Origin of the sequence: Actinoplanes sp. NPDC089786 (assembly GCF_040684855.1) — a bacterium.
In the GTDB taxonomy this organism is placed as follows: Bacteria; Actinomycetota; Actinomycetes; order Mycobacteriales; family Micromonosporaceae; genus Actinoplanes.
On the sequence record NZ_JBFBGU010000024.1, the window covers coordinates 81,156 to 106,348 of the forward strand.

The window sequence follows — 25,193 nt, forward strand, 5'->3', positions numbered from 1 at the left end:
GTGCGTAGTGAGTGGTCACCCTTTTCACATTCAATTCTCCGGCGGTCCCGGCCGTAGTCCTCATCGGACGCCGGCCACATCGGGAGTCCTATGTGAACAGAGGTTCGCGACGGCGGGGTCGGGCGACGGCCCGGGTGCCGCTGCCGGGCGTCACGGTCACCTGGCGGAGCTGCTGGGACTCGGGCCGGGGGTCGGGTGCGGCCAGGTCGGTGGAGGCGGCGACCCGGGAGATGACCGTACGCATGGTCAGCATCGCCAGCCGGGCCCCGACGCAATAGCGGGCGCCGTGCCCGAACGGCAGCCAGGCGCGCATGGCGGGGCCGGCCTCGTCGCCCAGGAACCGGTCCGGGCGGAAGGCGGCCGGGTCCGGGAAGACCGCCGGGTCCTGGTGGATGAGCCGGATCATCGGGAGGACGGAACAGCCGGCCGGGATCTCGTACCCCAGGATCTCCATCGGCGCGACCAGCCGGCGGTGACCGGTGAGCGCAACCGGCCGGATCCTCAGGGTCTCGCGGACCACCGCCTGCAGGAACTCCTCGTCCTCGGGCTCGTCGCGCAGCCGTTCCCAGACCCGCGGCGTGCGCAGCAGCCGCTCGAACGCCCAGGCCAGCCCCGCCGCGGTGGTCTCGTGGCCGGCGAGCAGCAAGGTGACCATCTCGTCGCGAACCGCCTGGTCGTCCTCCTCTTCACCGACCAGGCGCGACAGCATGTCCCCGTCCCCGTCCCCGTCCCCGTCCCCGTCCCCGTCCCCGTCGCCGCTCCCGCTTCCTCTCTTGCTTCCGTGCTGCCGGCGCCCGTTTCCGCTCTCGCTTCCGTGCTGCCCGCGCGCGCCGCCGCTCTTGCTTCCGTGCTGCCGGCGTCGGTCGGTGATCTCGGCGAACAGCACCTCGTCCAGCCGTTCGCGGAGGTCGGTGAAGCCGTTCGCGGTGAGCACCCGATCGCGTACCCGCGGGGGCATCACCAGCGCCGCCAGCGACAGCCGGTCGAGCATCCGTGGCGCCAGCACGCGCAACCGGCCCCGCCGTTCGGGCAGGCGGGCGCCCCACACCAGCCGGACGATCACCTCGAGCGCGATCCGCCGCATCGCCCGGTGCAGCGGGAACGCCCGATGCGCGGGCCACCCGGCGATCTCCCGGTCGGTGATCTCGGCGATGGTGTCCCGCCACGCCTCGATCGCCCGCCCCTGCAAGGCCGGCGCGAGAAGCCGGTGGTGCCGTTCCCACGCCGGCCCGTCCATGGTGAACAGCGAATGCTCGCCGACGACCGACTCGAAGAGGCGCTTCCGCGGGCATCCGACCAGCCCCGCGCCGGTCGGGTCGGCGAACACCTGCCGCGCCGCCGCCACGTCGGCCACCACAACCTGCGGCGCCTCCGAGATCAGCCGGCGGGTGAAGATCGGGCCGTGGGCCCGGCGCAGCCTACGCACCGAACCGAGCGGGTCGCGGGCGGCGTGGACGCTCTGGACCAGGGCGGGCAGCCGGGATCCCGGTGGAAGCTGCGACATGGCGGCCCTCCCAGGTTCGGTTCCCCGAACTACGAGGTGCCCCCGATCGGGCCGGGCAAACGGGCCGGGGTCAGCCCGTCCGATGTTCCCCAGGCGCCTGAGCTGCCCGCTCGTCCGCTGCCGCCGCTCGCCCTGACTGTCGGGCGACGCAGTAACAGGGACGCGACCGTTGTCCCCGTCTGGCCCTACCACCGTCGCGCGCCTGGCAACCCACCTCTGCCCCATGAACAGCGTGAGAGCGGGCACTCAGCGAGAGCACGCCGACGCGGGGGCAGAACCCAACCGGGTACGCACCGACGGCAACGCACCCCTACCGCGGTGGGACGGGTGGGTGTGCGGCCGAACGGCCGAGGTGGGCGCTGGTCGTCCGGACTAATCCGGCCGGCCGAGGCCGGGCACTTTGTCCGGGGCGGGGGCTCGGCGGACCCTACGGTCCCCTTGTGCCCAGTTTTAGACGCATTCGCGAGGTCCTATCGCGGTATCTTGCGGCCGAGGTGGCTGGGACCGCGGCGGCCTTCGGCGCGATCTGGGCCGCCTATCGGTGGGGTGCCTCCCACTTCATCGCTGGGCAGTGCGGCAGCGTTGCGGAGACCTTCGGCTTCTACGGGGTCATTCTGGGTCTCGAGTGGCGCCGAGCCGGGCGGCCTACCCTCCGCTCGTTGCGGAGTCTTCTGGTCGAGTTCGGTCCGGCCGAGCTGATCGACACCTTCGTGACTCGTCCCTTACTCCTGGCTGCCGGGCCGGCCCTGTTCGACGACGTCTCCACGGGCGTGGTGGTCGGCAAGGTCGCCGCCGACGTGCTCTTCTACGCCTTTGTCATGCCCAGCCGGCGGCTCCACGACCGCCTCACCGGTCGGCCTGGCCCCGTTTCCTTGAGTGACCGTCCCGAGCCGGAAAGTGGCGAGACGGAGGTAGGTCATCTCGGTTCCGGCGCTCGATGAACGATGGGGAGATGAACGAAGGGGAGATGAACGCCGAGGCAGGTCGGACGACCCGCCCTTCGACTGCCCAGGAACCGGTCACGCGGCGTGGCGGTGGCGGGCTGCGGTGTAGGAGATGTAGAGCATGGCGGTGATGGCGCCGATGGCCAGGGTCAAGGAGCCGGCCTTGCCGCCGGCCGAGCAGTAGACGTCGCCGATCAGGAGGGCCGTGCCCGCGACGGCCGCGGGGACGGAGCGGTTGCGACGGGCCAGGACGTAGCAGGCGGCGATCAGGGCGGTGAAGGTGATCGTGCCGGCGACCATGTGGCCGATGCTGTGCCAGGTCATCGTGGTCGGGATGGCGGTGACGCCGGCGGGGAAGCCGTTGCCGGGGTCCATCACCAGGAGGCCGGCGGCGATCATGCCGAGGCCGCTGGTGGCCACCAGGCGTGGGGTCCAGGGGCCGGCGGCGGTGCGGCGGAGGCCGGCGGCTCCGGCCAGCAGGAGGATGCCCGCCACGACGAAGTTGGTGATCTGCGGCCAGCCCAAGGTGCCGGTGCTCAGCAGGCTCAGCGGGTGTTTGGTCAGGTCGAAGCCGTCGCGGGTGAAGGCCTGGGTCAGGGACACCCCGGCCCACAGCGGGGCGGCTACGGCGCCGGCGGTCAGGAGCGTGCGAGTGGCGACGGCGGGACGGGCGGTGGTGGCGATGGTAGTCATGAGTGGGCGCCTCTCTGCGAAGAAGGTTGCTGTCATCAGGTCGTCGGCCCGAAGATGTGACAGGGAATGGCGTAATTCCCTGTCACATGGGCCGGTCGACGTAGGGGCACAGGACCCGAGCGAGAAGGAGAAGCGATATGCGCTTCCTGATGACGTCCATGGCGGCCGATGACCAGCCGGACGAGCAGCTGTACGCGGAGATGGCCAAGTTCATCGAGGAGATGACCGCCAAGGGTGTGCTGCTGGCCACCGGCGGCCTCGCCCCGGAAGGGGTGGTGCTCACGTCGGTGGGTGATGAGCTGACGGTGACCGATGGGCCGTTCGCCGAGTCGCGGGAGGCGGTCGGCGGGTTCGCGCTGGTCGAGGTCGGCTCCAAGGCCGAGGCGATCGAGCTGGGCCGGCGCTTCCGGCGGATCGTGGGTGACGGCAAGAGCGTGATCCAGCAGGTCTACGGGCCGTGACAAGACGGTGAACGACGACGTCAGGGCCACCGTCGACGCGGTCTGGCGGCTGGAGTCGGCCCGGATCGTGGCCGCCCTCATGCGGCTGCTGCACGATGTCGGGCTGGCCGAGGAGATCGCCCAGGACGCGCTTCTCGCCGCGCTCGAACAGTGGCCCGATAACGGCATCCCTGACAATCCCGGCGCTTGGCTGACCACGATCGCCAAGCGCCGGGCGGTCGACCACATCCGCCGCGCGCGCCGGTTCGAGGAGCTGGCGCCGCGGCTGGCCGTGGACGCGCTGGAGGAGCAGCCGGACGACGTCCTGCGTCTGATGTTCATCGCGTGCCATCCGGCGCTCGCGCCGCGCACCCGGGCGGCGCTGACCCTGCGGATGGTGGCCGGCCTGAGCCCGGCCGAGATCGCGCGCGCCTTCCTCACCACGGAACCGGTGATCCAGCAGAGCATCGCGGCGGCGAAGAGCACGCTGGCCGAGGTTCACGCGAGGTTCGAGTTACCGCCGCCGGACGAGCTGGCGGGGCGGCTCTCCTCCGTACTCGAAGTGCTGTATCTGATCTTCAACGAAGGTTATGCGGCCACGGCCGGTGACGACCTGTTGCGGCCCGAGCTGACCCGGGAGGCGTTGCGGCTGGCGCGCGTTCTGGCCGAGCTCGCGCCGCACGAGGCCGAGGCGCATGGTCTGGTCGCGCTGATGGAGATCCAGGCGTCGCGGTCGGCCGCGCGCACCGGCCCGGACGGCGCTCCGGTGCGGCTGCACGAGCAGAACCGCGGGCTGTGGGATCAGTTGCTCATCCGGCGCGGCTTCACCGCGATGCTTCGGGCCCGAGAGCTGGGGGGTACGCCTGGAGCGTACGTGTTGCAGGCCGCGATCGCCGTCTGTCACGCCCAGGCCCGCACCGCCGAGGACACCGACTGGGCGCAGATCGCCACCCTCTACGAACTGCTCGAACGCCTGTTGCCGACCCCGGTGGTCCGGCTCAACCGGGCCGTGGCGGTGAGTTTCGCCCGCGATCCGGCCGAGGCGCTGGAGCTGGTCGAGCCGCTGCTCGCCGACCCGGCGCTGCGTGACTTCCACCTGTTGCCGAGCGTCCGCGCCGACCTGCTGCTGCGCCTCGGCCGCATCGCGGAGGCACGGCTGGAGTTCGGCCGGGCCGCCGACCTGGCCGCCAATGCCGCCGAACGCGCCTTCCTGATGAAAAAGGCCGGGGAAGCAGGGCCGGGCGAGCCGACGCTGGGCGAGGTGGCCGAGGCGTTCCTGGCCCGGGACGATCTCGGGGCGGCGACGCTCCGGTCGTACCGGCAGACGATGGTTCGTTTGCGTCGCAGCCTGGGTGACCGGCTGCCGCTCGGCGAGCTGACCGCCGACCGGGTGGCGCGGGCGTTCGCGGTGGCGTGGGGCGACGCCGCGCCGGCGACCTGGAACCGGCACGTGGCGGCGGCCCGCACCTTCGCCGCGTGGATCGGCCGGAGCGAGGCGGCCAGCGGATTGTCCAGAAAGGACGTCACGCGAGCAGAGAAGGCCGCGCGAGAAGTGGTGTGGCACAGCGAATCCGTGCCGCTGCGTGAACGTACATTGTGGACCTTGATCGAAGAGTCGGGCGCGCCGATCCAGGCCGTGCTGTCCCTCGGCGTCGAAGATCTCGATCTGGCCGATCGGCGGGCCCGGGCCGGTCGCCGCTGGGTCACCTGGCGCTCCGGCACCGCCCGGCTGCTCCCACAGCTGCTCGCCGAGCGTACCCGGGGACCGGTGTTCCTGGCCGACCGCCGGCCGGTGCCGTCGCGCCCCCTGGCCGAGGCCGACCGATGCCCCGAGACCGGGCGGCGCAGGCTGTCCTACGAGCGCGCCGAATACCTCTGCAAGCGGATCACCGGGCACACCCTCCGCCGGCTCAAGGATCCTCCGAACGGCCAGCACTGAACACCGATCTTCGGCGTAGCGTGTCGATAAAGCCCCCCTGGGCGATTCAGAGCGGCGAGGGAGCCAGCGATGAAGAAACTCATCAACGACCCGGCGAACGTGGTGTCCGACGCGCTCCGTGGCATCGCCGCGGCCCATCCCGAGCTGCGGGTGGATCATGAGAATCGCCTGATCATCCGGGGTGACGCCCCGGTGCGGGGGAAGGTCGGGCTGATCTCCGGCGGCGGGTCGGGCCACGAGCCGCTGCATGGCGGGTTCGTCGGGCCGGGCATGCTCGACGCGGCCTGTGCGGGCGAGGTCTTCACCTCTCCGGTGCCCGATCAGATGCTCGCCGCCACCAAGGCGGTCGACGGCGGCGCGGGCGTGCTGCACATCGTCAAGAACTACACCGGCGACGTGATGAACTTCGAGATGGCGGCCGAGCTGGCCGAGGCCGAGACCGGCGTACAGGTGGTTTCGGTGGTCACCAACGATGACGTCGCCGTGCAGGACAGCCTCTACACCGCGGGCCGGCGGGGCGTCGGCGTGACCGTCCTCGTGGAGAAGATCGCCGGGGCCGCCGCCGATCAGGGCCGCTCGCTCAGCGAGGTCGCCGACCTGGCCCGGAAGGTCAACGACAGCGGGCGCAGCATGGGCCTGGCGCTGACCTCGTGCACGGTCCCGGCCGCCGGCAAGCCCACCTTCGACCTGCCCGACGACCAGATGGAGATCGGCATCGGCATCCACGGCGAGCCGGGCCGCCGCCGGGTGCCGCTCGCGCCCGCCTCCGAGGTCGCCGAGATGCTGGTCAGCCCGATTCTGGCCGACCTCGACTTCACCGGCGGCGACGGCGTGATCGCCTTCGTCAACAGCATGGGCGCGACCCCGCTGATCGAGCTCTACGTGCTGTACAGCGAGATCGCCTCGATCCTCTCCAAGGCGGGTGTCACGGTCGCGCGGTCGCTGGTCGGGCCGTACATCACCAGCCTGGACATGGCCGGCGCCTCGGTCACCCTGCTCAAGGCCGACGACGAGATTCTGCGACTGTGGGACGCGCCGGTGAACACGCCCGGTCTGCGGTGGGGAGCGTGAGCGTGGATCCGGCTTCCCTGACCGCCTGGCTGACCGAGTTCGCGCGGCTCGTCGAGACCCATCGCGAGATGCTCACCGAGCTCGACTCGGCGATCGGCGACGCCGACCACGGGTCGAACCTCGACCGCGGCATGAAGGCGGTGGTGGCGATGCTCGGCAAGGAGAGCCCGGCCACCCCCGCGGCGGTGCTCAAACGCACCGGGATGACGCTGGTCAGCACGGTCGGCGGGGCGAGCGGGCCGCTCTTCGGCACGGCGTTCCTGCGGATGGCCGCGGCGGCCGGCGACGACGAGACGCTGGACGCGGCGGGCTTCGCCAAGGCGCTGCGCGCGGCGCTCGACGGGGTGGTGGCGCGGGGCAAGGCGGTGGCGGGCGACAAGACGATGTACGACGCGCTGGCGCCGGCCGTCGACGCGCTGGACGCCGCGATCGCCGACGGCCAGCCGTTCGCCGAGGCGATGGATGCGGCCGTACGCGCGGCCGAGGCGGGCCGCGAGGCGACGATCCCGATGGTCGCCCGGAAGGGCCGGGCCAGCTACCTCGGCGAACGCAGCGCCGGCCATCAGGACCCGGGCGCGACCTCGATGACCCTCCTGCTCGCGGCCGCGGCCGCCACCCTGCCCGGGTGATGACCGGGCTGGTCGTGGTCAGCCACAGCCGGGCGCTGGCCGACGCCGCGGTGGCCCTGGCCGTCGAGATGGTCCAGGGCAAAGACCTCACGCTGGCGGTGGCCGCCGGCCTCGACGCCGACACCTTCGGCACCGACGCGGTGGCCATCGCCGAGGCCATCGCGACCGCCGACCGCGGCGACGGCGTGGTCGTCCTGATGGACCTGGGCAGCGCCGTCCTCTCCGCCGACCTGGCCCTGGACCTGCTGGAAGACCCCGACCAGCGCGATCGAGTCGTGCTCTGCCCCGCCCCCTTGGTCGAGGGCCTGGTCGCGGCCGCGGTGGCCGCCGCCAACGGCGCCGACCGGACCGAGGTGGCCGCCGAGGCCGTGGCCGGCCTGGCCGGCAAGGAATCCCAGCTGGGAACCTCAACCTTGATGGAACATGAGGTTCCCGAGCCCGGAATCCCGGACGCCACCGCCACTTTCACCGTGACCAACCCGCACGGCCTGCACGCCCGCCCCGCCGCCCGCCTGGTGACCGAGGCCCGCGAGTCCGGCGCCGCCGTGCAGATCCGCAACCGCACCACGAATTCTGCCTGGGTGCCCGCGTCCAGCCTCTCCCGAGTAGCCACCCTCGGCGCACATCAGAACCACGAACTCGATGTACGCGCATCCGGCCCCCAGGCCCGGCCGGCGATCGACCGCATCCTCGCCCTGGCCGCACGAGCCTTCGACGAAGACACGGCCCCGGCCCCCGCGCCACCGAGCCCCGGACCGGGCACGCAACCGGCATCTCCGGGCATCGGAACAGGACCGGCCTGGCTGCCGCGACAGTCCACACCGGACCTTCCCGACGTGCCATCCCTGGGCGCGGATCGCGAGCGCCAACGCCTGGACCAAGCCCTGAACGCGGTGCGAGCCGAGATTCACCACCTGCGCAGCACCACACCCACCGCCGAGGCCGGCATCTTCGACGCCCACCTGCTGCTCCTGGACGACGCCGACCTCCTGGACGACGCCCGCGGCCGCATCGCCGACGACACCGCCGCCCCCCAGGCCTGGTCGGCCGCCACCGCCCGGGTGGCCGACGAGTTCGCCGCGCTCGACGACTCCTACCTCCAGGCCCGCGCGGCCGACGTCCGAGCCGTCGCCGACCAGGTCCTGCGCGCCCTGATCGGTGCAACCGCAACCCCTCCGACGGGTACGGGCGTCCTGATCGCCCCGGACCTGACCCCGGCCGAGGCGGCTGCCCTCGACCCCGCCACGGTCAACGGAATCGTGCTCGCCGCCGGCAGCCCCACCGCTCACGGCGCCATCCTGGCCCGGGCCAAGGGAATCCCCGCGGTGGTAGGCGTGGGGCCGGCCGCGCTGGACGTCGCCCCCGGCACCACAGTCGCCCTGGACGGCCGTACCGGAGAAGTGGTCTTCGACCCTGGCCCCGAAGTCCTGGCCGACTTCCGCAAGCGCGCGACCGACCAGACCGCCCAACGCCGGCGCGCCCTGTCAACCGCCGCCCGCCCGGCAACCACCCCATCCGGCGTCACCATCCGCGTCGGCGCCAACCTCGGCTCCACCGCGGACGCCCAGGCGGCCGCCGCCAACGGCGCCGACCACGCGGGTCTGGTCCGCACCGAGTTCCTGTTCCTGAACCGGCCGTCCGCCCCCGACGTCGACGAACAGGAAGCCACCTACCGGGCCATAGCCCAGGCCCTCGACGGCCGCCGCATCACCCTGCGCACCCTCGACGTGGGCGGCGACAAGCCCCTGCCCTACATCCCCACCCCACCCGAGCAGAACCCTTTCCTGGGCCGCCGCGGCATCCGCCACTCCCTGGCCAACCCCACCCTGCTGTCCGACCAACTGACCGCCATGGTCCGAACCGCCCGCGACACCCCGGTCAGCGTCATGTTCCCCATGATCAGCACCCTGACCGAGCTGACGGCGGCCCGCACGGCCCTGGACGAGGCCATCGCCCGAACCGGCATCGGACGGCCCGCAGGCCTGGAGGTCGGCATCATGATCGAGGTCCCGGCCGCGGCCCTGAAGGCGTCGACCTTCGCCGCCCACATCGACTTCGCCAGCATCGGCACCAACGACCTGACCCAGTACGCCATGGCCGCCGAACGCGGAAACCCTTCAGTGGCAACACTTTCCGACGCCCTGGACCCGGGCGTCCTCCGCCTGATAGCCGCCACCTGCCAGGCAGCCGGCAACAAATTTACGGTCGCTGTATGCGGCGAACTGGCCGCCGACGAGGCAGCAGTCCCGCTCCTGATCGCCCTGGGCGTCCGCGAACTCTCCGTCTCGCCACCGTCGATCCCAGGCGTCAAGGAGGCCGTCCGCTCCGCCCCCGCTTCCAACCCTGACGTGCTGGACCTTCCGGACGCGGACGCGGTCCGCGCAGCATTGCTTCAGTGATCAAAGTCAAAGCCGGGCGGAAGGCACCCTCAGCCCCCGATGAAGATCGGATTGGTCAACGCCACCATCGACGTATCGGCTCGACGAACCTCAGCCCGGACATACCGGGAGTTCTGCGAGTTCGTCGGCCACGCGACCGTCCCCGTCCCCTCAGCGGACAGCGGCGCCGTAACCCGAACGCCCTGATCCGAGATCAGCCGCGCCGTACCTCCCGGCGCGCCGGACACCGAAAGCGTCACCTGAACCGGGTCGTCCGCCGCGGCCGGGAGCCGATCACCGATCTCCGCCCGCCCCCGCGGCGTGGCCGCCGTGAACGACAGCGAAACCGCCGCGGATTCGGCGATCCACGACCGCCCCGCCCGCACAGCCGCGAGGACCGAGCGACGGTCGAGGTTGTCGGCCCGGACCACGGTCTGCGGGAGTCCGATCACCTGGGGCTCGCTGTGTGCGTCACTGGCGCCGACCGCCGGGAGCCACTGGCGCCCCCGGTTGCTGACCAGCAGGTTGTCCCACGCCGCCAGGACGGCGTCGTCGTCCGGGGTCCACGGTCCGTTCCACACCTCGACCGCGTCCAGCCCCGCGTACCCGAACCGCCATCCGCAGGCCACGCACTGAGCGTTCGGGTGCGCCGCCACCGCGAGACCGCCCGCCCGGTGGATGCGGTCCACGAAGCGTTGCAGCCCGCCGTCCGCCGCCCGGTAGCGCCAGTCGATCCAGGTGCCCGCGGGCAGCCCGAGGGCGGTGTAGTGCCCGTTGCGAGTGGTGATCTCCTCGCCGTTGATGATCAGCAGGTCCGGCCCCGCGTACTCGCCCCAGACGCCGTGCGCGCTGGTCGTGTTGTGTTCCGTCGAGACGAAGAAGTCGAGCTTCGCCGCCCGGGCGCCCGACGCCAGCTCGGCCGGGGTGCGGCGCCCGTCCGAGTGGACGGTGTGCAGATGCAGGTCGCCGCGGTACCACGCCTTGCCCCGGCCGGTCGCCTGGAGCGGCGCCGGGCGTGGCTGGAACGGCGCCGGCTGTGCCCCGTAGCTCAGCGTGACGGTCAAGGTCCAGGTCAAACCCTGGGGGTGCACCGTGTACGGACCGAAGATCACGTGCCAGGTCCCCGGCCGGATCGGGCCGGGGAGGTAGCCCGGGGTCGCCTCGGCCGCGCTGATCGCGAACTCCGTGCGGAACCCGCCCGACCAGCCCCGGAACCCGCGCGCGTCGCCGAGGTCGTGGCCGCTCTCGTCGAAGATGCCGATGTCCAGCGCGTTACCGGCCTGTCCCGGGGGCGGCGCCGGCCGGTCGTACGCGTAGCTGACCTCGATCTTGTTGACGCCCGTCGGGATCTCCAGCGGCACGTACACCCAGTCGGGCGCGCCGTAGGGGATCGTGCCGGTCAGGGTCCGGGTCTCCGTGCCACCGGGGGCCGCGACGGCGAACGACACCGGGTCGAGCGTGACGGCCGCGCTTCCGGCGGCCGCGCTGATCAGCAGGTTGCGTCGGCTAGGCATGGGCCCACCCTCCCGGCGCGCCGTGGCCTCGGGCTGACCGCCCGGCGACGCCCATGTGACGGGGTTGCGGCCAGTTCGGCCGCGACCCCCTCCGTCCTACCCCATGGATCGGCGCGGGTCCAGCGCCGTCCGCGCGACGGCGTTACCGTCATAGCGGCCGCCTCGCGCGTGATCGTGGGGTGGCCTACCGTCCACGGTGGAACGGATTTGGTCATACGGGGAGGCCAGGACCGATGACGACGCGGTTGATCGCGCGGGTGATGAGCGCCGTGCGGGACGAGGAGCTGGACGTTCTGGAGGCCGGGTTCGCGGGGAACGGGGACGGCGCCGGGTTCGCGTTCATCGTGATGCGGTCGGCCGACGAGCCGGACGCCGCCGACATGCGGATGGGCTGGGACAGCTACTGCCTGACCACGGCCGAGGGGCTGACCTTCTACGGCGGGCTGGAGTCGGTGGCGCTGAACAGTGACCGGCTGGTGCTGCGGCTGAGCTCGGAGGCCGCGGACACCCTCGAACTGGACCGTGACGTCGAGGTCGAGTTGCAGGTGGACGCGGACGAGCGGCGTGAGTTCCGCGACCTCTTCCCGGGCATCGTGCTGTGGGGGCGCCCGTCGGCGCGGCCCACGCTGACCGGCTTCTGAGAAAGTCGGTCGCCCGGACATCGATGGCTTTCGTAGGGTTCCGGGCATGCCGATCGTGGAAGCGCGTGACCTCACCAAAGTCTTCCGCCGACCGGAGAAGGACCCGGGGCTGGCCGGCTCGGTGAAACACCTGTTCCGGCGGCGGTTCACCGACAAGGTCGCGGTCGATCACGTCGACCTGTCGATCGAGGCGGGCGAGGCCGTCGCGTACGTCGGGCCGAACGGCGCCGGCAAGTCGACCACGGTCAAGCTGCTCAGCGGCATCCTGGTGCCGACCTCGGGCGACGTACGCATCGACGGTCTGCATCCGCGGCGTGACCGAACCGCCATCGCGCACCGTATCGGTGTCCTCTTCGGTCAGCGCACCCAGCTCTGGTGGGACCTTCCGGTCCGTGAGTCGTTCGCGGTGCTGCGCGACATCTACGGCCTCGACGACGCCACCTACCGCAAGCGCCTGGCCCGCTTCGACGAGGTGCTCGACCTCGGCGAGATCCTGCCGACGCTGGGCCGCAAGCTGTCGCTCGGCCAGCGGATGCGCGCCGACCTGGCCGCCGCCATGTTGCACGGCCCGCGGGTGGTCTATCTCGACGAGCCCACCATCGGCCTCGATCTGGCGGTCAAGGACAGGGTCCGGGAATTCTTCCGTACGCTGCGCGATGAAGGCACCACGGTCATGCTGACCAGCCACGACCTGGCCGACATCGAAGGGTTCTGCCGCCGGCTGGTCATCATCGACGAGGGCCGGATCATCTTCGACGGCGACCTCGGCGCGGTGAAGGACCGGTATGCCCGCGAGCGCATCCTGCACGTCGAGACCGAACAGCCGGCCGCGATCGAGGCGGTGCGGGTCGCCTTGCCCGGTGCGGTGATCACCGAGGGTGAAACGCCACGGCATCTCTCCGTACGCTTCGACCGGTTCGTCCTTACTGCCGGTCAGGCCGTCACCGCGCTGGCCGGCCTGGCCACCCTGGTCGACTTCCGGGTCGACGAGCCGAGCATCGAAGATGTCATCCGCCGCGTCTACTCCGGCGAGCTCCAGCTGGACCGCTCGTGATGCGCGCCTACACCGCTCAGGCGCGGGCGATCGCGTTGAGCGCGCTCGAATACCGGCTCAACGTGCTGCTCGGCATGGTGGCCTACCTGGTTCAGCTGGTCGCGTTGCTGGCGGTCTGGCGGGTGCTGCTGGCCCAGTCGCCGGTGGAGGGTTTCACCTGGCCCCAGATGCAGGCGTACCTGCTGGTGGCGTTCGCGTCCGGCGCCCTGGTGTCGATCAACGGGGATTTCCGGATGGCGTTCCGGATCCTGCAGGGCACGGTCGCCCTCGACCTGGTCAAGCCGGTCGACTACCAGCGGTCGCGGTTCGCCGAGGCGCTCGGCGGGCTCTGGATCGAGGTGCTGATCGTGATCGTCGCGTGCGCCGGGGTCGGGTTCGCGCTCGGCGGGATCTCGGTGCCGGCCGGGCCGGCGCTGGCGCTGTTCGCGATCAGCATGCTGCTCCTCGTACCCCTCAAGTTCTTGATCCTCTATCTGACCTCGCTGGTGTGTTTCTGGACGCAGAACTACATGGGCGTGCAGTGGGCGCGGATCGCCGTGGTGAACCTGCTGTCCGGCGCGCTGATCCCGCTCGTCTACCTGCCGGACTGGCTGGGCACGCTGGCCAAGTGGTCGCCGTTCGCGGGGCTGACCTCGACGCCGGCGCTGATCTACATCGGGCGGGTCGACCTGGGCGAGGGAGCGCTGCTGGTCGCGGTGCAGCTCGGCTGGGTGGTCGTGCTGTGGTTCGGCGCGCGGCTGCTGTGGCGGTCGGCGGTCCGGCAACTGACGGTCAACGGGGGTTGAGGATGCGGCTCTATCTGCGGTTGCTCGGGGCCCATCTGCGCGCCCTGCTGGAGTACGAGGCCGACTTCTGGACGCTGGCCGTCGCCACGGTGCTGATGCAGGTGGTGAACATCGTCTTCCTGGCCGCCCTGTTCGTCAAGGTTCCGTCACTGAACGGTTGGACGTTCTGGGCCGTGCTGCTGATGTTCGGGGTGGTGGCGCTGGCCGAGGGCGTCGGGTCGCTCTTCTTCGAGGGCATGTGGCAGCTGGCCTGGCAGATCAACCTGGGTGAGCTCGACTACTTCCTGGTGCGGCCATACCCCGTGGTGCTGCAGTCGTCCAGTTCGGTGCTCGGCATCAACGGCCTGAGCAACATCCTGGTCGGCGGGGCGATGGTCGGCACCGCGCTGGCGCACAGCACCGTCGCCTGGACCCCGTGGCGGGTGCTGATCGGCGTGGTGCTGCTGATCAGCGCGATCGTCATCAAGCTGTCGATCAACCTGGCCACCAACGCGGTGTCGTTCTGGCTGTCCAGCCCCAGCCCGCTGTTCGCCTTCGCCGTGCATCAGGTCGGTGAGCTGGCCCGGTTCCCGCTGTCGATCTATCCGCTGGCGCTGAAGGCCGCGCTGGGCTTCGTGCTGCCGTTCGCGTTCGTCAGCTTCTTCCCGGCCGCATACCTGCTCAACGAGGGGTCGAACCGGTGGATCGGCCTGCTCACGCCGCTGGTCGCGGTCTACTGCGCGGTGGTCGCGCTGACGATCTTCAAGCGCGGCCTGCGCCGGTACGAGTCCGCCGGCAACTGAACACTGTGGATCGTGTGCCGCCGTCCTACGCTGCTTCTCATGAGGATGCTTCGCGTCTGGCTCGGGCAAGTGGTGCGGTCACGGACGCTGCCGGTAGTCGTGGTCTTCGCGGCGGTGTCGGTCTTCCTGCTGTGGCTCGCGCGGGGCGGCGAAGCGTACGGATCGAATCTGGCCCTGAATCTTGGTTCCGAGTTCGTCGGCACGCTCGTGGTGATCTTCGCGCTGACGCCGATCATCCGGCGGGCCGAGCGCGGGCGGGTCCGTGAGCACCGGCACCTCGACTTTCCCTGGTACATCGGGCGGGTCAGGGCGGCCGCCTCCAGCGTCCGGATCCTGCACACCTTCTCCCGGCTGCTGCTGCCCCCGCACGACCAGCGTTTTCTCGCCGCGGCGACCGACCTGCTCCGGCGCGGCGGCACGGTCCGGATCATGCTCATGCACCCCGACTCGGTGGCCGCCGCCCAGCGCACCGTCGAGCTGGGCGGCCGTGGCGACGTGGCCACCGAGTCGCGGCGAAACCTACAGACACTGAACGAATTCCACCTCGGGCTCGACCAGGCGCTCCGGCATCGATGCGAGGTGCGGTTGTACTCGACCTCGGCCTCCCTCCAGGTCTACTGCTGGGACGACCGCCTGCTCGCCTCGTTCCTGCCACTGGGCCGGCTGTCCGGGGACCATTCGCAGCTGGAGGTGTCCGAGGACTCGCCGCTGGGCGGGTTCGTGACCGAGCGGTTCGAGGAGCTGTGGGACCGGAGCATGCCGGTGGACGACTACTGGCGTACCCGGGTGACCATCGCCGACCCGGGCGAGGAACGCTCGTACACGGCGAGGTTTCTCCTGGTCGGTGACCGTTTCTATCTGGCCGACCCGGAGGTGGTCGCGCACATCGCACGGGCCGGGGCGTCGACGGTACGGGCGGTGCTGCACCACGCGCCCGAGCGGTCGTTCCAGGTCACGGTGCTGCCGGACGGTGACGACGAGGCGGCCGAGGTTCAGTCACGGTACGTGGAGAAGTACGACCATCCGGAGACGGTCTTCGTCCGGCTGGTCTGAGGCTGCGCTAGCGTTCTCGACATGCGGATTGCGGTTCTGGGCGCCGGGGTCATGGGCGTCGGCGTGGTTCATTCGTTGTTGCGGGCCGGGCACGAGGTGGCGGTGTGGAACCGGACCCCGGCCAAGGCGTCGGCGTTGTCGGCTGACGGCGCCGTCGCCGCCGGCAGTGTCGAGGAGGCGGTCACCGGGGCCGACGCGGTGATCACCATGCTCTTCGACGCGGCCGCGGTGCTGGCCGCGAAGCCGGCGATCGTCAGCGCGCTCGGTCCAACGGCCGTGTGGATCCAGTGCGCCACGGTCGGCGTCGCCGGAATCGCCGAGATCGCCGACGGGGTCGACGCGCTCGTCGACGCGCCGGTGCTGGGCACGAAGAAGCCGGCCGAGGACGGCGCGCTGATCGTGCTGGCCTCCGGAGATTCCGAGCTGATCGACCGGTGCGGGCCGGTGTTCGACGCGATCGCCTCGCGGGTGGTGGTGGCCGGGCCGTCGATCGGGGCGGCGACCAGGCTCAAGCTCGTGTGCAACGCCTGGGTGTCGCTGCTGATGGCCGGCATCGGCCAGTCGGTGCAGTTCGCCCGCGCCCTGGACATCGACCCGGCCCTGTTCCTGGAGGCCATCGACGGCGGCCCGACCGGGGCGCCGTACGCCCAGCTCAAGGGCAAAGCCATCCTGGCCGGCGACTACACGACGTCGTTCGCTGTTGATGGTGTGGTCAAGGATGTCGGGCTGATGGTCGAGGCGGCGGCGGAATCCGGGTTTCCGCCGGAGCTGCTTGACGCGGTGCTGCGGTTGTATTCGCGGGCGGCCGAGGCGGGGCATGGCGGTAGCGACATGGCGGCGGTGGCGGAGGCCTTTACCGGGAAGTAGCGGCTTTACCTGGCCGTTCGTCTTTGGCCTGGTGTGCGTTTTTGGCCTGGTCTTCGCCTCGGGCTGGTTTCGGCTGTTCAGGCCGGCTTTCCGGGGCGCCTGTTTCGTTCTTCTTCCCGCGACGTCTTCGTTCTTCTTCCCGCGACGTCGCTTGTTCGGATGGCCGTCAGGGTTCCCGGCGTTCGTTTTTTGGCCCGTGACGTCTTCCGTTCGGGTGGCGGTCAGGGTTCCGGCAGCCGTCATGCGCCGGTCTTCCTTCCGGGCGATCTGTCATCGGGTGAAGGTCGCGAACAGCGGAGCGATGGCGTCGGCGGCTCGCCGGACGTCGGCGATCACCGTTTTGCGGAGGCGGGCCGGGTTGCGGATGTCGGTGAGGTGGCGGTTGAGGCTGGCCGCGTGGACCTGCCAGAGGCCGACCAGGGCGATCGCGGCGATCTGAGGCTCGGGGGAGTCGGCCGGTCGGCCGGCCCGGTGGGCGAGGTTCTCCGTCACCGCGGCGGTCAGTTTGTCGATCATCTCGTGCCGGTAGCCACGCAGGCTCGCCGTGCTGGTGCTCAACTCGCGGAACCGCCGCAGCGACTCGGCCGCCGAAGCCGGGTCGTCCTGCTCGGCAACCCAGGTGACGAGCCCATTCAACTCGCCGCCCAGCACGCCCAGCGCGGCATCGACCGGTGACGTCTCCAGGTCGGCCAGCGCCCCGCGCACTGCGGCCAGCGTGTCCTCGAAGCGATCCAGCAACAGCGCTTCCTTGGCCGGGAAGTAGTTGAACACCGTCTTCTCGGACACCCCACAGGCCGCGGCGATCTCGGCCACCCGGACCGCGTCGAATCCCCGTTCCAGAAACATCTCGGTCGCTGTGGCCGACAACTGCGCGCGCATCAGCTTCTTCTTGCGCTCCCGCAGCCCGGCCCCGTCTTCCGTGGTCACCACGCCAGCATAGTGCTGCTACAGTAAATTTCTAGTCACTGAACTTTTGTGGAAGAGGTGTTGGGCAATGGCTGTGCTGGAAGCGGTAAGTCTCGTGCTGGCCGGCTTGCTGGCGGGCGCCGAGTTGATCGTCCGCTGGGGCGTGCAGCCGGCGTTGCGCAACCTCGACGACCGCGCGCACATCGCGGCGCGGGTGGCGCTGGTGCGTTCCCTGCGGGTCGTCGTGCCGATCCTCATGCTGCCAACGGTGGTCGCCGCGGTCGCGGTCCTCATCGCCGACGCGACGCCCTTCCGCTGGGCCGGCGTGGCCTTGCTGCTCGCGTTCCTGCTGTTCGCCTTCCTGGGCACCGTCCCGATCAACATGAAGGTCAGCGACTGGCGCGCCGACGCCCCACCCACCGACTGGCGCGCCACCGTCGTCCGCTGGGAGCGCATCGACGTCTTCCGCTCCTCGGCCGCGATCCTGGCCTTCGTCTGCTTCGCCTTCGCCGCCACCACTTAGGCACTGGCTCCGCCCGTACGGTGGGCTGATCTGCTGGCCTGCTGGTCTGCCTGCGCCGGGCCGCCGCCTACACGCTCAGCTCGTGCCACCTGCCGTGCCCGCTCAGGGTGCGCCGCTCGCCCTGCTTGCCCCTGCCCGCGCTGCCCGCCCCGCTCGTGCTGCCCGCCTCGCTTGCGCCGCCTGCTCTGCTTGCGTTGCCCGAGCGTCGCCTGCCTTGCGCGCGCTGCCCGCCGTCCGCTCTGGTTCGCCGCCTTGCCACCCTGCCGCCCTGCTTGCGCTGGCTTGCTGTTCGGGTGGCGGGAGTGGGGCGTTGAGGGGGAGGAGCGTGGCCGTTCGGTGTGGATGGTGTCGGTTGATCGGCTCGGGTTGGTGCCAAGGGTCGGGTGGGTGACAAGAGCGCAGGTCGGGAAGGGGTTGGCTGGTGGCGGGGACGGTCTCCGTCGAGGAGTGAAGATGCTGCGGGTCGCTACGTTCAACGTCAACAATCTCTTCTCGCGGTGGAGCTTCGCGGCGGATCTGCCTCGTACCGTTGCTGACGCCGCGCTGCCGGAGTTGCATGCCGACAGCAAAGAGGCGGCCGCCGGCGCGGTCACCATGGACGGGCAGTCGGCCGGCGGGGACGTCGTGCGGATCGTGCTGCCCGACGGGCAGGAGCTGACCGGGATCCTGCGCACCTTCGCGGGCCGGCTGGTCAGCGGCAAGGACCCGAAGGCCCGGGCCTGGGTGGCACGGCGGATCGCCGCTCTCGACGCCGACGTGCTCTGCCTGCAGGAGGTCGAGGACCAGGACACGCTCGACACCTTCTGCCGCGAGGACCTGGCTGCTCTCGGCGTCGACTATCCGTATCGCGTCGTGATCGAGGGCAACGACCCGCGCCGGATCGACGTGGCCGTCTGCTCGCGGGCGCCGATCGAGCGGATCAGCTCGTGGCGCTACTTCGGCGGCCGCGTGTTCAGCCGGGACCTGCTCCAGGTGGCGGTCGAGGCGCCGGACGGTAAGCCAGTGAACGTTTTCGTCAACCACCTGAAGAGCAACTTCGTCACGGACGAGTTCGCGCTCAGCCCGGCCGAGGTGGAGGAGGCGCACGCTGCGATCCAGGCGAAGCGTACGCGGCAGACCGAGGCCATCGCGGCAATCCTGCGCAAGCAGCGGATCACCAAGCGAGCAGTCGTGCTCGGCGACCTGAATGACGATCCGGCCGGCCTCGCGCTGTCCGCCCTGACCCGGCACGGCATGGTCGAGCACATCACCGCCGCAACCACGATCCCCGGCCCGACCCGGACCGGCGCGCTGGTCGAGGACAGGTTCGCCGCCGAGTCCCCGACCATGTGGACCCACCGCCACCGAGCGAACAGGAAGAACAGCTACAGCTGCTTCGACCAGATCTGGACCACCACCGACCTTCCGATTGCCGCCGCCCACGTCATGCGCCGCACCCAGATCACCGGCGACGGCAGCGACCACGACCCGGCCTGCATCGACCTCGACCTGTAGCAGGCCGAAAGCATCGTCCGAGGCCGAAAGCATCGTCCGAGACCATCGGCCGCGCGTACCGGCGGAGCGCGTTCGGCCGTGGGGCATCGGCTGGGGGCATCGGTCGTGGTCGAGCGTCTCTCGGGAAGCGCGGGCATCGTGAAGTGGGCCGCGGCGGCTGGGCGCACGAGATGGATGGGCGCCTCGTGCACCCGGGGCGTGAAGTGTTCCAACATGGTGATCATCGGCCGGAGTAGGGCCGCACCCAGCCCGGCCAGGGACGCACGTCCTCGTCCAAGGTCACGCCGAGCAGCGCCAGCGCGCCCTCGGTGGTCGGCCGGCGCGCCGGGTCAGGCTCGCACAGCCGCGCGATCACCTCACCCAGCCCGTCCTTCGGCAGGGCCCCGTGCAGCGAGCCGGTCAGCGCCTCGCGCAACGTCATGCCCAGGGCGTACACGTCCATCCCGGGGGTGATCGGCTCGCACGCCTCCATCTCGGGAGGCGCATATCCCTGCGTACCCACGGGCCGGCCGGTTGGTTGTCTGGCGCCTATCTCGCGCGCCGAGCCGAAGTCGATGAGGATCGGGCGGCCGTCGCGGAGCACGATGTTCTCCGGCTTCACGTCGACATGCGCAACCCCGTGCTGGTGGAGCGTACGCAGCCCGGCGAGCACCTGGATGCCGAGCAGCGCGACGTCTTCGGCGCCCAGCGGACCCGTCTCGTCGATCTCGTCGGCCAGGGTCGGCCCGTCGACGTATTCGGTTGCCACGTAGGGGATCTCCTCGCCGATGCCGTCCTCGTAGAGCCGCGGCAGCACGGGATGGGGGTTGTCGCTCAGCGCGGCCACCTCGCGGGCCAGCGAGCGCGTCGACCGAGGGTTGCCCACCTGGTGGGGCCGGGGCAGCTTGAGCACCGCGGGCCCCCACAGCCGCGGCGACCAGACCAGCCAGGTCTCGCAGCGGATGCCGACGCCGAGCCGTTCCCACGCGCGGAAGCTGCCGGGCATCGAGGCGCCCTCGGCGAACGACCAGATCGGCTCGCCGTCCTCGTCGTCGAGGGCCGGAGCCGGCACAACTTCGTCGATCATGACCAGTCCAGTCTGAAGAATGTGGTCGGAGACCCGCCCGGGTGTTCGGTGATGCACCCGGGCGGATCTCCGCTTCGGCACCGACGGGCGCCGGAAAACACCCGTCGGAGAGGACCGGATCAGCCGCGCGTGCGGGTGCGGGTCCGCGTGCGAGTGCGGGTCCGCGTACGACCGCCGCGGTGCTGCAACGGCGACTGGATGCGACGACCAGCCATGGTGATCACCTCCTTTCGATGAGGTTGAAAGCGCTAGCTCAGCCCCGCGTACGGGTGCGCGTGCGCGTCCGGGTGCGGGTGTGCTTGCGTCCACCGCGCCCGCGGTGCTGCAGCGGCGACTGGATGCGACGACCGGCCATGAGGATCACCTCCTTCCGGCGAAGCGGAACGGCCGAGGGTGACGACCCGGTCGGCGATGGCCGCCAGGTCGAGATCGTGGGTGACGAGGAGCACGGTGCGTTCGGCGGTCGCGTAGCGGATGGCCCGCATGATCTCCGCGGCGGACGCCGGGTCGAGCGACGCGGTCGGCTCGTCCAGCAGGACCAGGGGCGCGTTGGAGACGGCGGCGCGGGCGATCGCCACCCGGCGGCGTTGACCGCCGGACAGGCGTACCCCGCCTTCGCCCAAAGGGGTGTCGTAGCCGAATGGCAACGTCTGCGCGAACTCGTCCACCAGCGCGGCGCGGCCGGCGGCGAGCACGTCGGCGCGCGTGGCGGTGGCCGACCCGAACGCGATGTTCTCGGCCAGCGTGCCGTCCAGCAGCCACGGGTCCTGCGGCACGAACGCGATGCGCTCGCGCAGGCTCAGCTGCCGGATCTCGCGGACGTCCACGTTGTCGACCAGCACCGCGCCGGCCTCCACGTCGTAGAGCCGGAGCAGCAGGTGAAGGACCGTGCTCTTGCCGGCGCCGCTCGGCCCGATCAGCGCGACCGTCTCGCCGGCGCCGACCCGCAGGTTGAAGTCGTGCAGGACGGGCTGCTCGCGGTCGTAGCCGAAGCCCACGTGGTCGAAGCGGACCTCGTGACGGAGCAGGGGCGCGGGGCCGGCGCCGGGAGTTTCGGGCACGGCCTCGGTGCTGTCGAGCACCTCGGCCACCCGGGCCGCGCTCGCCCCGGCCTTGGCCAGAGTGGTGGACAGCCGGGTCAGGGCGCGCACCGGGGAGTAGAGGTCTTTGAGGTATGCCACCACGACCAGCAGCTCGCCGGTGCTCAGCCGGCCGGCCAGCACCTCGCGGCCGCCGACCAGCAGGACCAGGCCGGCGCCGACGGCGAGCACCACGTCGGCCAGCGGCGTCCACCGGGCGGCGGTGTCGATGGCGCGCAGCTCGGCGTCGAGCAGGGCACGGTTGCGGGCGTTGAACGATCGGGAGGCGCGGTCGGTGCGGCCGAACGCCTGCACCGCTCGTACGTTGCGAAGCAGATCTGTCGTAGTGGCCGCCAGCCTGCCCGACTGGGCCCGGGCCTCCGCCTGCTGCGTCCGCACCTTGCGTCGCTGTCGCACGGCGAGCACCGCCAGCACCGGCAGCACCGCCAGCCCCACCAGGGCGAGACCCGGGTCGAAGAGCACCAGGATGACCAGCACCGCGACCAGCATGACCAGGTCGGGCACGAGCGTCTCGGCCAGCGCCACGACGGCGTCCAGCATCCGCCCCACGTCGGTGGTGAGCCGGGACAGCAGCTCGCCACTGCGCAACCGGTCGTGCCAGCGCAGGGAACGCGTGACCGCGTGGTCGAAGACCTGCGTACGCATCCGGGCGCCGATCCGCTCGGCGGCCCGCTCGACCGTCATCACGCCGGCCATGTCGATCAGGCCGGCCACCCCGCTCAGGACGATCGTGGCGACCGCGGCGAGGACGAGGAGGAGCGGACGCGGGTGTTCCGCGGCGATCACGTGATCGATCGCGAAGGCGAGCGGCCAGGGGCGGGCCAGCGTGACCCCCACCTGGAGCACGTTCAGCCCGGCCCCGGCCGCCAACGGCAGCGCCTCGGCCCGGACGGCGGGCCTGGCGACGGAGATGGCGAGCGGTGCTGGCATGCCGACCACTTTGGGGCGAACGTGGTCGCGGCCGCTATTGCCCTTTGGTCCTATGACCGTGGTCTGACGCGGAATCGCGAATTGCTCCCTATCTTCGAACCATGACCTCAACCGTCGGGCTCGTCGCCCGGTTCACCGCGGTCGGCGTGGCCGTGCTGGCCGGGCTGGCGGCGCTGCTCGCCGTCGCCGCGCGGCAGGCCGGCATCGAGCAGGCCACCGACTCGGCCAGCGAGGTCGCCTTCGTGACCGCCAAGGGCGTGGTCGAGCCGCGCCTGGACCAGGCGGTGATCGACGGCGACCCGGCCGCGCGAGCCGCGTTCGACCGGGCCATGCATCAATACGTGCTGGCCGGCTCGCTGGTCCGGGTGAAGCTGTGGGACGAGTCCGGCAAGATCATCTATTCCGACCAGCCCGGCCTCGACGGCACCAGGTGGGAGCTCGAGGAGGAAGAGCTGGAAGCGCTGCGCGAGCAGCGGATCGACTCCGAGGTGAGCGACCTGTCCCGGCCCGAGAACCGGTTCGAGGTCCGCTACGGCAAACTCCTCGAGGTGTACGTCGGGGTGCGCGCGCCCACCGGCCAGCCCCTGCTCTTCGAGGTCTACTTCCGGTACGACGCGGTCGACCAGGCCGGCCAGGCGGCGTGGCACAAGTTCGCCCCGATCGCCCTGGGTGCCCTGGTCGCCCTCCAGCTCGTGCAGATCCCGCTGGCCTGGTCGCTGGCCCGGCGGGTGCAGCGTCAGCGCGCCGAGCGCGAACGGCTGCTGCGCCACGCGGTCGACGCCTCCGACGCGGAGCGCCGCCGGATCGCGGGCGAGCTGCATGACGGGGTGGTGCAGCAGCTCACCGGCATCACCTACGCACTCGACGCGGCCCGGCTCGGCAGACCGGACGAGACCCAGCGGGCCGAGGTGATCAGCCAGGCGGCGTCCGATCTGCGTACGGGCATCGGCCAGCTCCGGTCGCTGCTGGTCGACATCTACCCACCGAATCTCGACGAGGAAGGCCTCGGATCGGCACTCGCCGAGCTGGCGGTCGGCCTCGAACGCACCGGGGTCAACGTCACCCTCGACGTCGCGGACACCGAGCACCTCACGCCGGTCACGGCGGGGCTGCTCTTCCGTACGGCCCAGGAAGCCCTGCGCAACGTCACCGCACACAGCGGGGCCTCGCAGGTCGACATCAAGGTCACCGAAGAAGGAGGAATGGTCCGGCTCGTGATAGATGATGACGGACGAGGGTTCGACGGCGACCTGGTCGCCGAACGGGCCGAAGGCGGACATTTCGGGTTGCGTGCGTTGAGCGACCTGATCTCCGGCGCGGGCGGCAGACTGGTGATCCGGTCCGCCCCGGCGGCCGGGACCAGGGTGGAAGCGGAGGTGCCGGTCCATGATCCGGGTGCTGATCGTCGACGATCACGCGGTCGTCCGGCGGGGGTTGGTGCAGCTTCTGGAGACGACCGATGACATCCGGTTGGCAGGGGAGGCGGCCAACGGCGAAGAGGCCATCACGCTCGCCGCGTCACTCAACCCCGACGTGGTGCTGATGGATCTCTCCATGCCGAAGACAGACGGCGTCCAGGCGATCGGCGTGATCGTCACCGCCAACCCCGACGCTCACGTGCTCGTCCTAACCTCGTTCAGCGACCAGCAGCGGATCCTCGACGCGCTCCAGGCCGGCGCCGAGGGTTACCTGCTGAAACACGCCGAACCCGAGACGATCCTGTCCGGTATCCGCGAGGTGGTGGCCGGCGGCTCGCCGCTCGACCCGAAGGCGGCCCGGGTGCTGCTCACCAGTCGCCGGGCGCCTCGCAAGGCATTGACGTTGACCGACCGGGAGCAGGAGGTGCTGCGGCTGGTCGGTCAGGGGCTGCCCAACAAGTCCATCGCGCGCAGGCTGGGCATCAGCGAGCGGACCGTCAAAGCCCACCTGACCAGCGTCTATCAGCAGCTGGGGGTCACCGACCGCACCCAGGCCGCGCTGTGGGCGCAGCGTCAGTCCGAGGTACTAGGACCAACGGACAATGGCGCGTTCGGCGACGAAGGTTGAAGATCGGACTGTGGAGAATGTCCGACTCGCGTCGCCCGACGCGCGCAACCGGCCGGTGTTGCTCGACACCGGCCCGCTGAACACGCGCGACCGGCGTCGCCGGGGCCGGGCGGCGCGCGGGGTGCTCGGGGTGGCGATCGCCGCGGTGCTGGCCGCCGGAGCGATCGCCGCCGGCGGCTGGAGCATCATGACCGCGGCCAGCGGCAGTCCGCGGGCTGACGGGGCGTCGCCGCTCTGGTACACGCCGCCGGCCGACGTCGAGCTGCCCGCGCAGCCCGTGGCACCCACCCGGACGCTCACGCCGACGTCGCCCGGGCTCGCCGATCCGGTGCCGCTGATCAAGCCGAAGGCGGTGGCGTCGACGGGACCGTCCCATCGGCCGACGCCGGTCCGGTCGGCGTCCGGCGGTCGGAGGACGTCGCCGAACAAGGGCAAAGGCTCGCCGACCAGCAAGCCGACGACGACCAAGACCTCGGGTGGCGGCCACAAGGGCAGCGGTGGCGACGACGCGCCGGGCGATGACCACAGCGGTTCGGGAAACTCCGGTGGCTCCGGCAAGTCCGGCAAGGACGACAAGAAATCCGAGAACAGCAAGGAAGACAGCAAGAAATCCGAGGGATCCGACGACGACTAGAGGCGACTAGACCCCGGTCTTCGGACGCAAACCGAGCAGCGCCGGGGGAGACCGGCGCGCAGCCTGTGGTTCGGCGCGGGACCAACGCGACGCGCGGGGCGAGATGGCCGCAGGACCGGGAATCGGCGCGGCGATCGGCCAACGGCAGGCGGGGTCCGGAGGCGCAGGTCGAAATGGCTGCGGGATCGCTACCGCGCGCC

General features: G+C 71.1%; 23 protein-coding genes. 17 read left to right on the plus strand and 6 right to left on the minus strand.

The genetic code is table 11. From position 1 onward, the window contains the following. Nucleotides 1-88: 88 nt before the first annotated feature. Nucleotides 89-1,504 (minus strand): cytochrome P450, encoded by a 1,416-nt coding sequence (locus AB0O15_RS40250; protein ID WP_364330719.1) that lies wholly within the window; start codon nucleotides 1,502-1,504, stop codon nucleotides 89-91. 494 nt (nucleotides 1,505-1,998) lie between these two features. Here AB0O15_RS40250 and AB0O15_RS40255 point away from each other — a divergent pair, with 494 nt between their 5' ends. Beyond that, nucleotides 1,999-2,445, plus strand: a complete 447-nt coding sequence (locus AB0O15_RS40255) for a hypothetical protein (RefSeq protein WP_364330721.1) — start codon at nucleotides 1,999-2,001, stop codon at nucleotides 2,443-2,445. Nucleotides 2,446-2,523: 78 nt separating this feature from the next. On the opposite strand, the gene AB0O15_RS40260 is transcribed toward AB0O15_RS40255, so the two are convergent. Then, complete coding sequence (locus AB0O15_RS40260; protein ID WP_364330724.1) at nucleotides 2,524-3,141, minus strand: DUF998 domain-containing protein; 618 nt, start codon at nucleotides 3,139-3,141, stop codon at nucleotides 2,524-2,526. A gap of 137 nt (nucleotides 3,142-3,278) precedes the next feature. Between AB0O15_RS40260 and AB0O15_RS40265 the strand changes: the two genes are divergently transcribed. The 5 genes from AB0O15_RS40265 (at nucleotide 3,279) to ptsP (ending at nucleotide 9,619) form a co-directional block, all read left to right on the plus strand. Then, a complete protein-coding gene (locus AB0O15_RS40265; RefSeq protein WP_364330727.1) occupies nucleotides 3,279-3,602 on the plus strand; it encodes a YciI family protein in 324 nt (107 codons plus the stop codon). 7 nt (nucleotides 3,603-3,609) lie between these two features. Then, complete coding sequence (locus AB0O15_RS40270; protein ID WP_364330729.1) at nucleotides 3,610-5,520, plus strand: RNA polymerase sigma factor; 1,911 nt, start codon at nucleotides 3,610-3,612, stop codon at nucleotides 5,518-5,520. Between the two features lie 69 nt (nucleotides 5,521-5,589). Further along, complete coding sequence (gene dhaK, locus AB0O15_RS40275) at nucleotides 5,590-6,591, plus strand: dihydroxyacetone kinase subunit DhaK (RefSeq protein WP_364330732.1); 1,002 nt, start codon at nucleotides 5,590-5,592, stop codon at nucleotides 6,589-6,591. A gap of 2 nt (nucleotides 6,592-6,593) precedes the next feature. Further along, the gene (gene dhaL / locus AB0O15_RS40280; RefSeq protein WP_364330734.1) at nucleotides 6,594-7,220 is read left to right on the plus strand and encodes a dihydroxyacetone kinase subunit DhaL; all 627 of its coding nucleotides are present in this window, start codon (nucleotides 6,594-6,596) and stop codon (nucleotides 7,218-7,220) included. Further along, nucleotides 7,220-9,619 (plus strand): phosphoenolpyruvate--protein phosphotransferase, encoded by a 2,400-nt coding sequence (gene ptsP, locus AB0O15_RS40285; protein ID WP_364330737.1) that lies wholly within the window; start codon nucleotides 7,220-7,222, stop codon nucleotides 9,617-9,619. Before dhaL ends, ptsP begins: the two co-directional genes overlap by 1 nt. A 29-nt stretch (nucleotides 9,620-9,648) precedes the next feature. Here the strand turns inward: ptsP and AB0O15_RS40290 are convergent, their stop codons facing one another. Further along, on the minus strand, nucleotides 9,649-11,112 hold the full coding sequence (locus tag AB0O15_RS40290; protein ID WP_364330740.1) for a CehA/McbA family metallohydrolase: 1,464 nt from the start codon (nucleotides 11,110-11,112) through the stop codon (nucleotides 9,649-9,651). Between the two features lie 233 nt (nucleotides 11,113-11,345). Here AB0O15_RS40290 and AB0O15_RS40295 point away from each other — a divergent pair, with 233 nt between their 5' ends. From AB0O15_RS40295 to AB0O15_RS40320, 6 genes are read left to right on the plus strand one after another with little or no spacing between them, the layout of a single operon-like run. Continuing rightward, nucleotides 11,346-11,753, plus strand: a complete 408-nt coding sequence (locus AB0O15_RS40295; RefSeq protein ID WP_364330743.1) for an Imm10 family immunity protein — start codon at nucleotides 11,346-11,348, stop codon at nucleotides 11,751-11,753. Between the two features lie 46 nt (nucleotides 11,754-11,799). Then, on the plus strand, nucleotides 11,800-12,807 hold the full coding sequence (locus tag AB0O15_RS40300) for an ATP-binding cassette domain-containing protein (RefSeq protein ID WP_364330746.1): 1,008 nt from the start codon (nucleotides 11,800-11,802) through the stop codon (nucleotides 12,805-12,807). Next, on the plus strand, nucleotides 12,807-13,592 hold the full coding sequence (locus tag AB0O15_RS40305) for an ABC-2 family transporter protein (protein ID WP_364330749.1): 786 nt from the start codon (nucleotides 12,807-12,809) through the stop codon (nucleotides 13,590-13,592). The genes AB0O15_RS40300 and AB0O15_RS40305 overlap by 1 nt, the downstream gene beginning before the upstream one ends. Before the next feature lie 2 nt (nucleotides 13,593-13,594). Next, a complete protein-coding gene (locus AB0O15_RS40310; RefSeq protein WP_364330751.1) occupies nucleotides 13,595-14,374 on the plus strand; it encodes an ABC-2 family transporter protein in 780 nt (259 codons plus the stop codon). 39 nt (nucleotides 14,375-14,413) lie between these two features. After that, nucleotides 14,414-15,427, plus strand: a complete 1,014-nt coding sequence (locus AB0O15_RS40315; protein WP_364330754.1) for a hypothetical protein — start codon at nucleotides 14,414-14,416, stop codon at nucleotides 15,425-15,427. Between the two features lie 21 nt (nucleotides 15,428-15,448). Next, a complete protein-coding gene (locus AB0O15_RS40320) occupies nucleotides 15,449-16,294 on the plus strand; it encodes an NAD(P)-dependent oxidoreductase (RefSeq protein ID WP_364330757.1) in 846 nt (281 codons plus the stop codon). 270 nt (nucleotides 16,295-16,564) lie between these two features. On the opposite strand, the gene AB0O15_RS40325 is transcribed toward AB0O15_RS40320, so the two are convergent. After that, nucleotides 16,565-17,221: a TetR family transcriptional regulator gene (locus AB0O15_RS40325; protein WP_364330760.1), complete on the minus strand. Its 657-nt coding sequence runs from the start codon at nucleotides 17,219-17,221 to the stop codon at nucleotides 16,565-16,567. Nucleotides 17,222-17,288: 67 nt separating this feature from the next. Here AB0O15_RS40325 and AB0O15_RS40330 point away from each other — a divergent pair, with 67 nt between their 5' ends. Together AB0O15_RS40330 and AB0O15_RS40335 are read left to right on the plus strand one after the other, a co-directional pair. Then, nucleotides 17,289-17,723 carry an anthrone oxygenase family protein gene (locus tag AB0O15_RS40330; protein ID WP_364330763.1) on the plus strand — a complete coding sequence of 145 codons (435 nt, stop codon included), beginning with the start codon at nucleotides 17,289-17,291 and terminating at the stop codon, nucleotides 17,721-17,723. Between the two features lie 453 nt (nucleotides 17,724-18,176). Then, on the plus strand, nucleotides 18,177-19,217 hold the full coding sequence (locus AB0O15_RS40335; protein WP_364330766.1) for an endonuclease/exonuclease/phosphatase family protein: 1,041 nt from the start codon (nucleotides 18,177-18,179) through the stop codon (nucleotides 19,215-19,217). A gap of 220 nt (nucleotides 19,218-19,437) precedes the next feature. On the opposite strand, the gene AB0O15_RS40340 is transcribed toward AB0O15_RS40335, so the two are convergent. Both AB0O15_RS40340 and AB0O15_RS40345 read right to left on the minus strand, forming a co-directional pair. Next, complete coding sequence (locus AB0O15_RS40340) at nucleotides 19,438-20,283, minus strand: serine/threonine-protein kinase (protein WP_364330768.1); 846 nt, start codon at nucleotides 20,281-20,283, stop codon at nucleotides 19,438-19,440. Between the two features lie 248 nt (nucleotides 20,284-20,531). After that, a complete protein-coding gene (locus AB0O15_RS40345; RefSeq protein ID WP_364330771.1) occupies nucleotides 20,532-22,313 on the minus strand; it encodes an ABC transporter ATP-binding protein in 1,782 nt (593 codons plus the stop codon). Between the two features lie 101 nt (nucleotides 22,314-22,414). Between AB0O15_RS40345 and AB0O15_RS40350 the strand changes: the two genes are divergently transcribed. Genes AB0O15_RS40350 through AB0O15_RS40360 form a run of 3 tightly spaced genes read left to right on the plus strand, consistent with a single transcriptional unit; the run spans nucleotide 22,415 to nucleotide 24,993 of the window. Continuing rightward, on the plus strand, nucleotides 22,415-23,776 hold the full coding sequence (locus tag AB0O15_RS40350; RefSeq protein ID WP_364330774.1) for a histidine kinase: 1,362 nt from the start codon (nucleotides 22,415-22,417) through the stop codon (nucleotides 23,774-23,776). Further along, nucleotides 23,700-24,359 (plus strand): response regulator transcription factor, encoded by a 660-nt coding sequence (locus AB0O15_RS40355; protein WP_364330777.1) that lies wholly within the window; start codon nucleotides 23,700-23,702, stop codon nucleotides 24,357-24,359. The genes AB0O15_RS40350 and AB0O15_RS40355 overlap by 77 nt, the downstream gene beginning before the upstream one ends. 10 nt (nucleotides 24,360-24,369) lie before the next feature. Then, complete coding sequence (locus AB0O15_RS40360; RefSeq protein ID WP_364330780.1) at nucleotides 24,370-24,993, plus strand: hypothetical protein; 624 nt, start codon at nucleotides 24,370-24,372, stop codon at nucleotides 24,991-24,993. Nucleotides 24,994-25,193 lie beyond the last annotated feature (200 nt).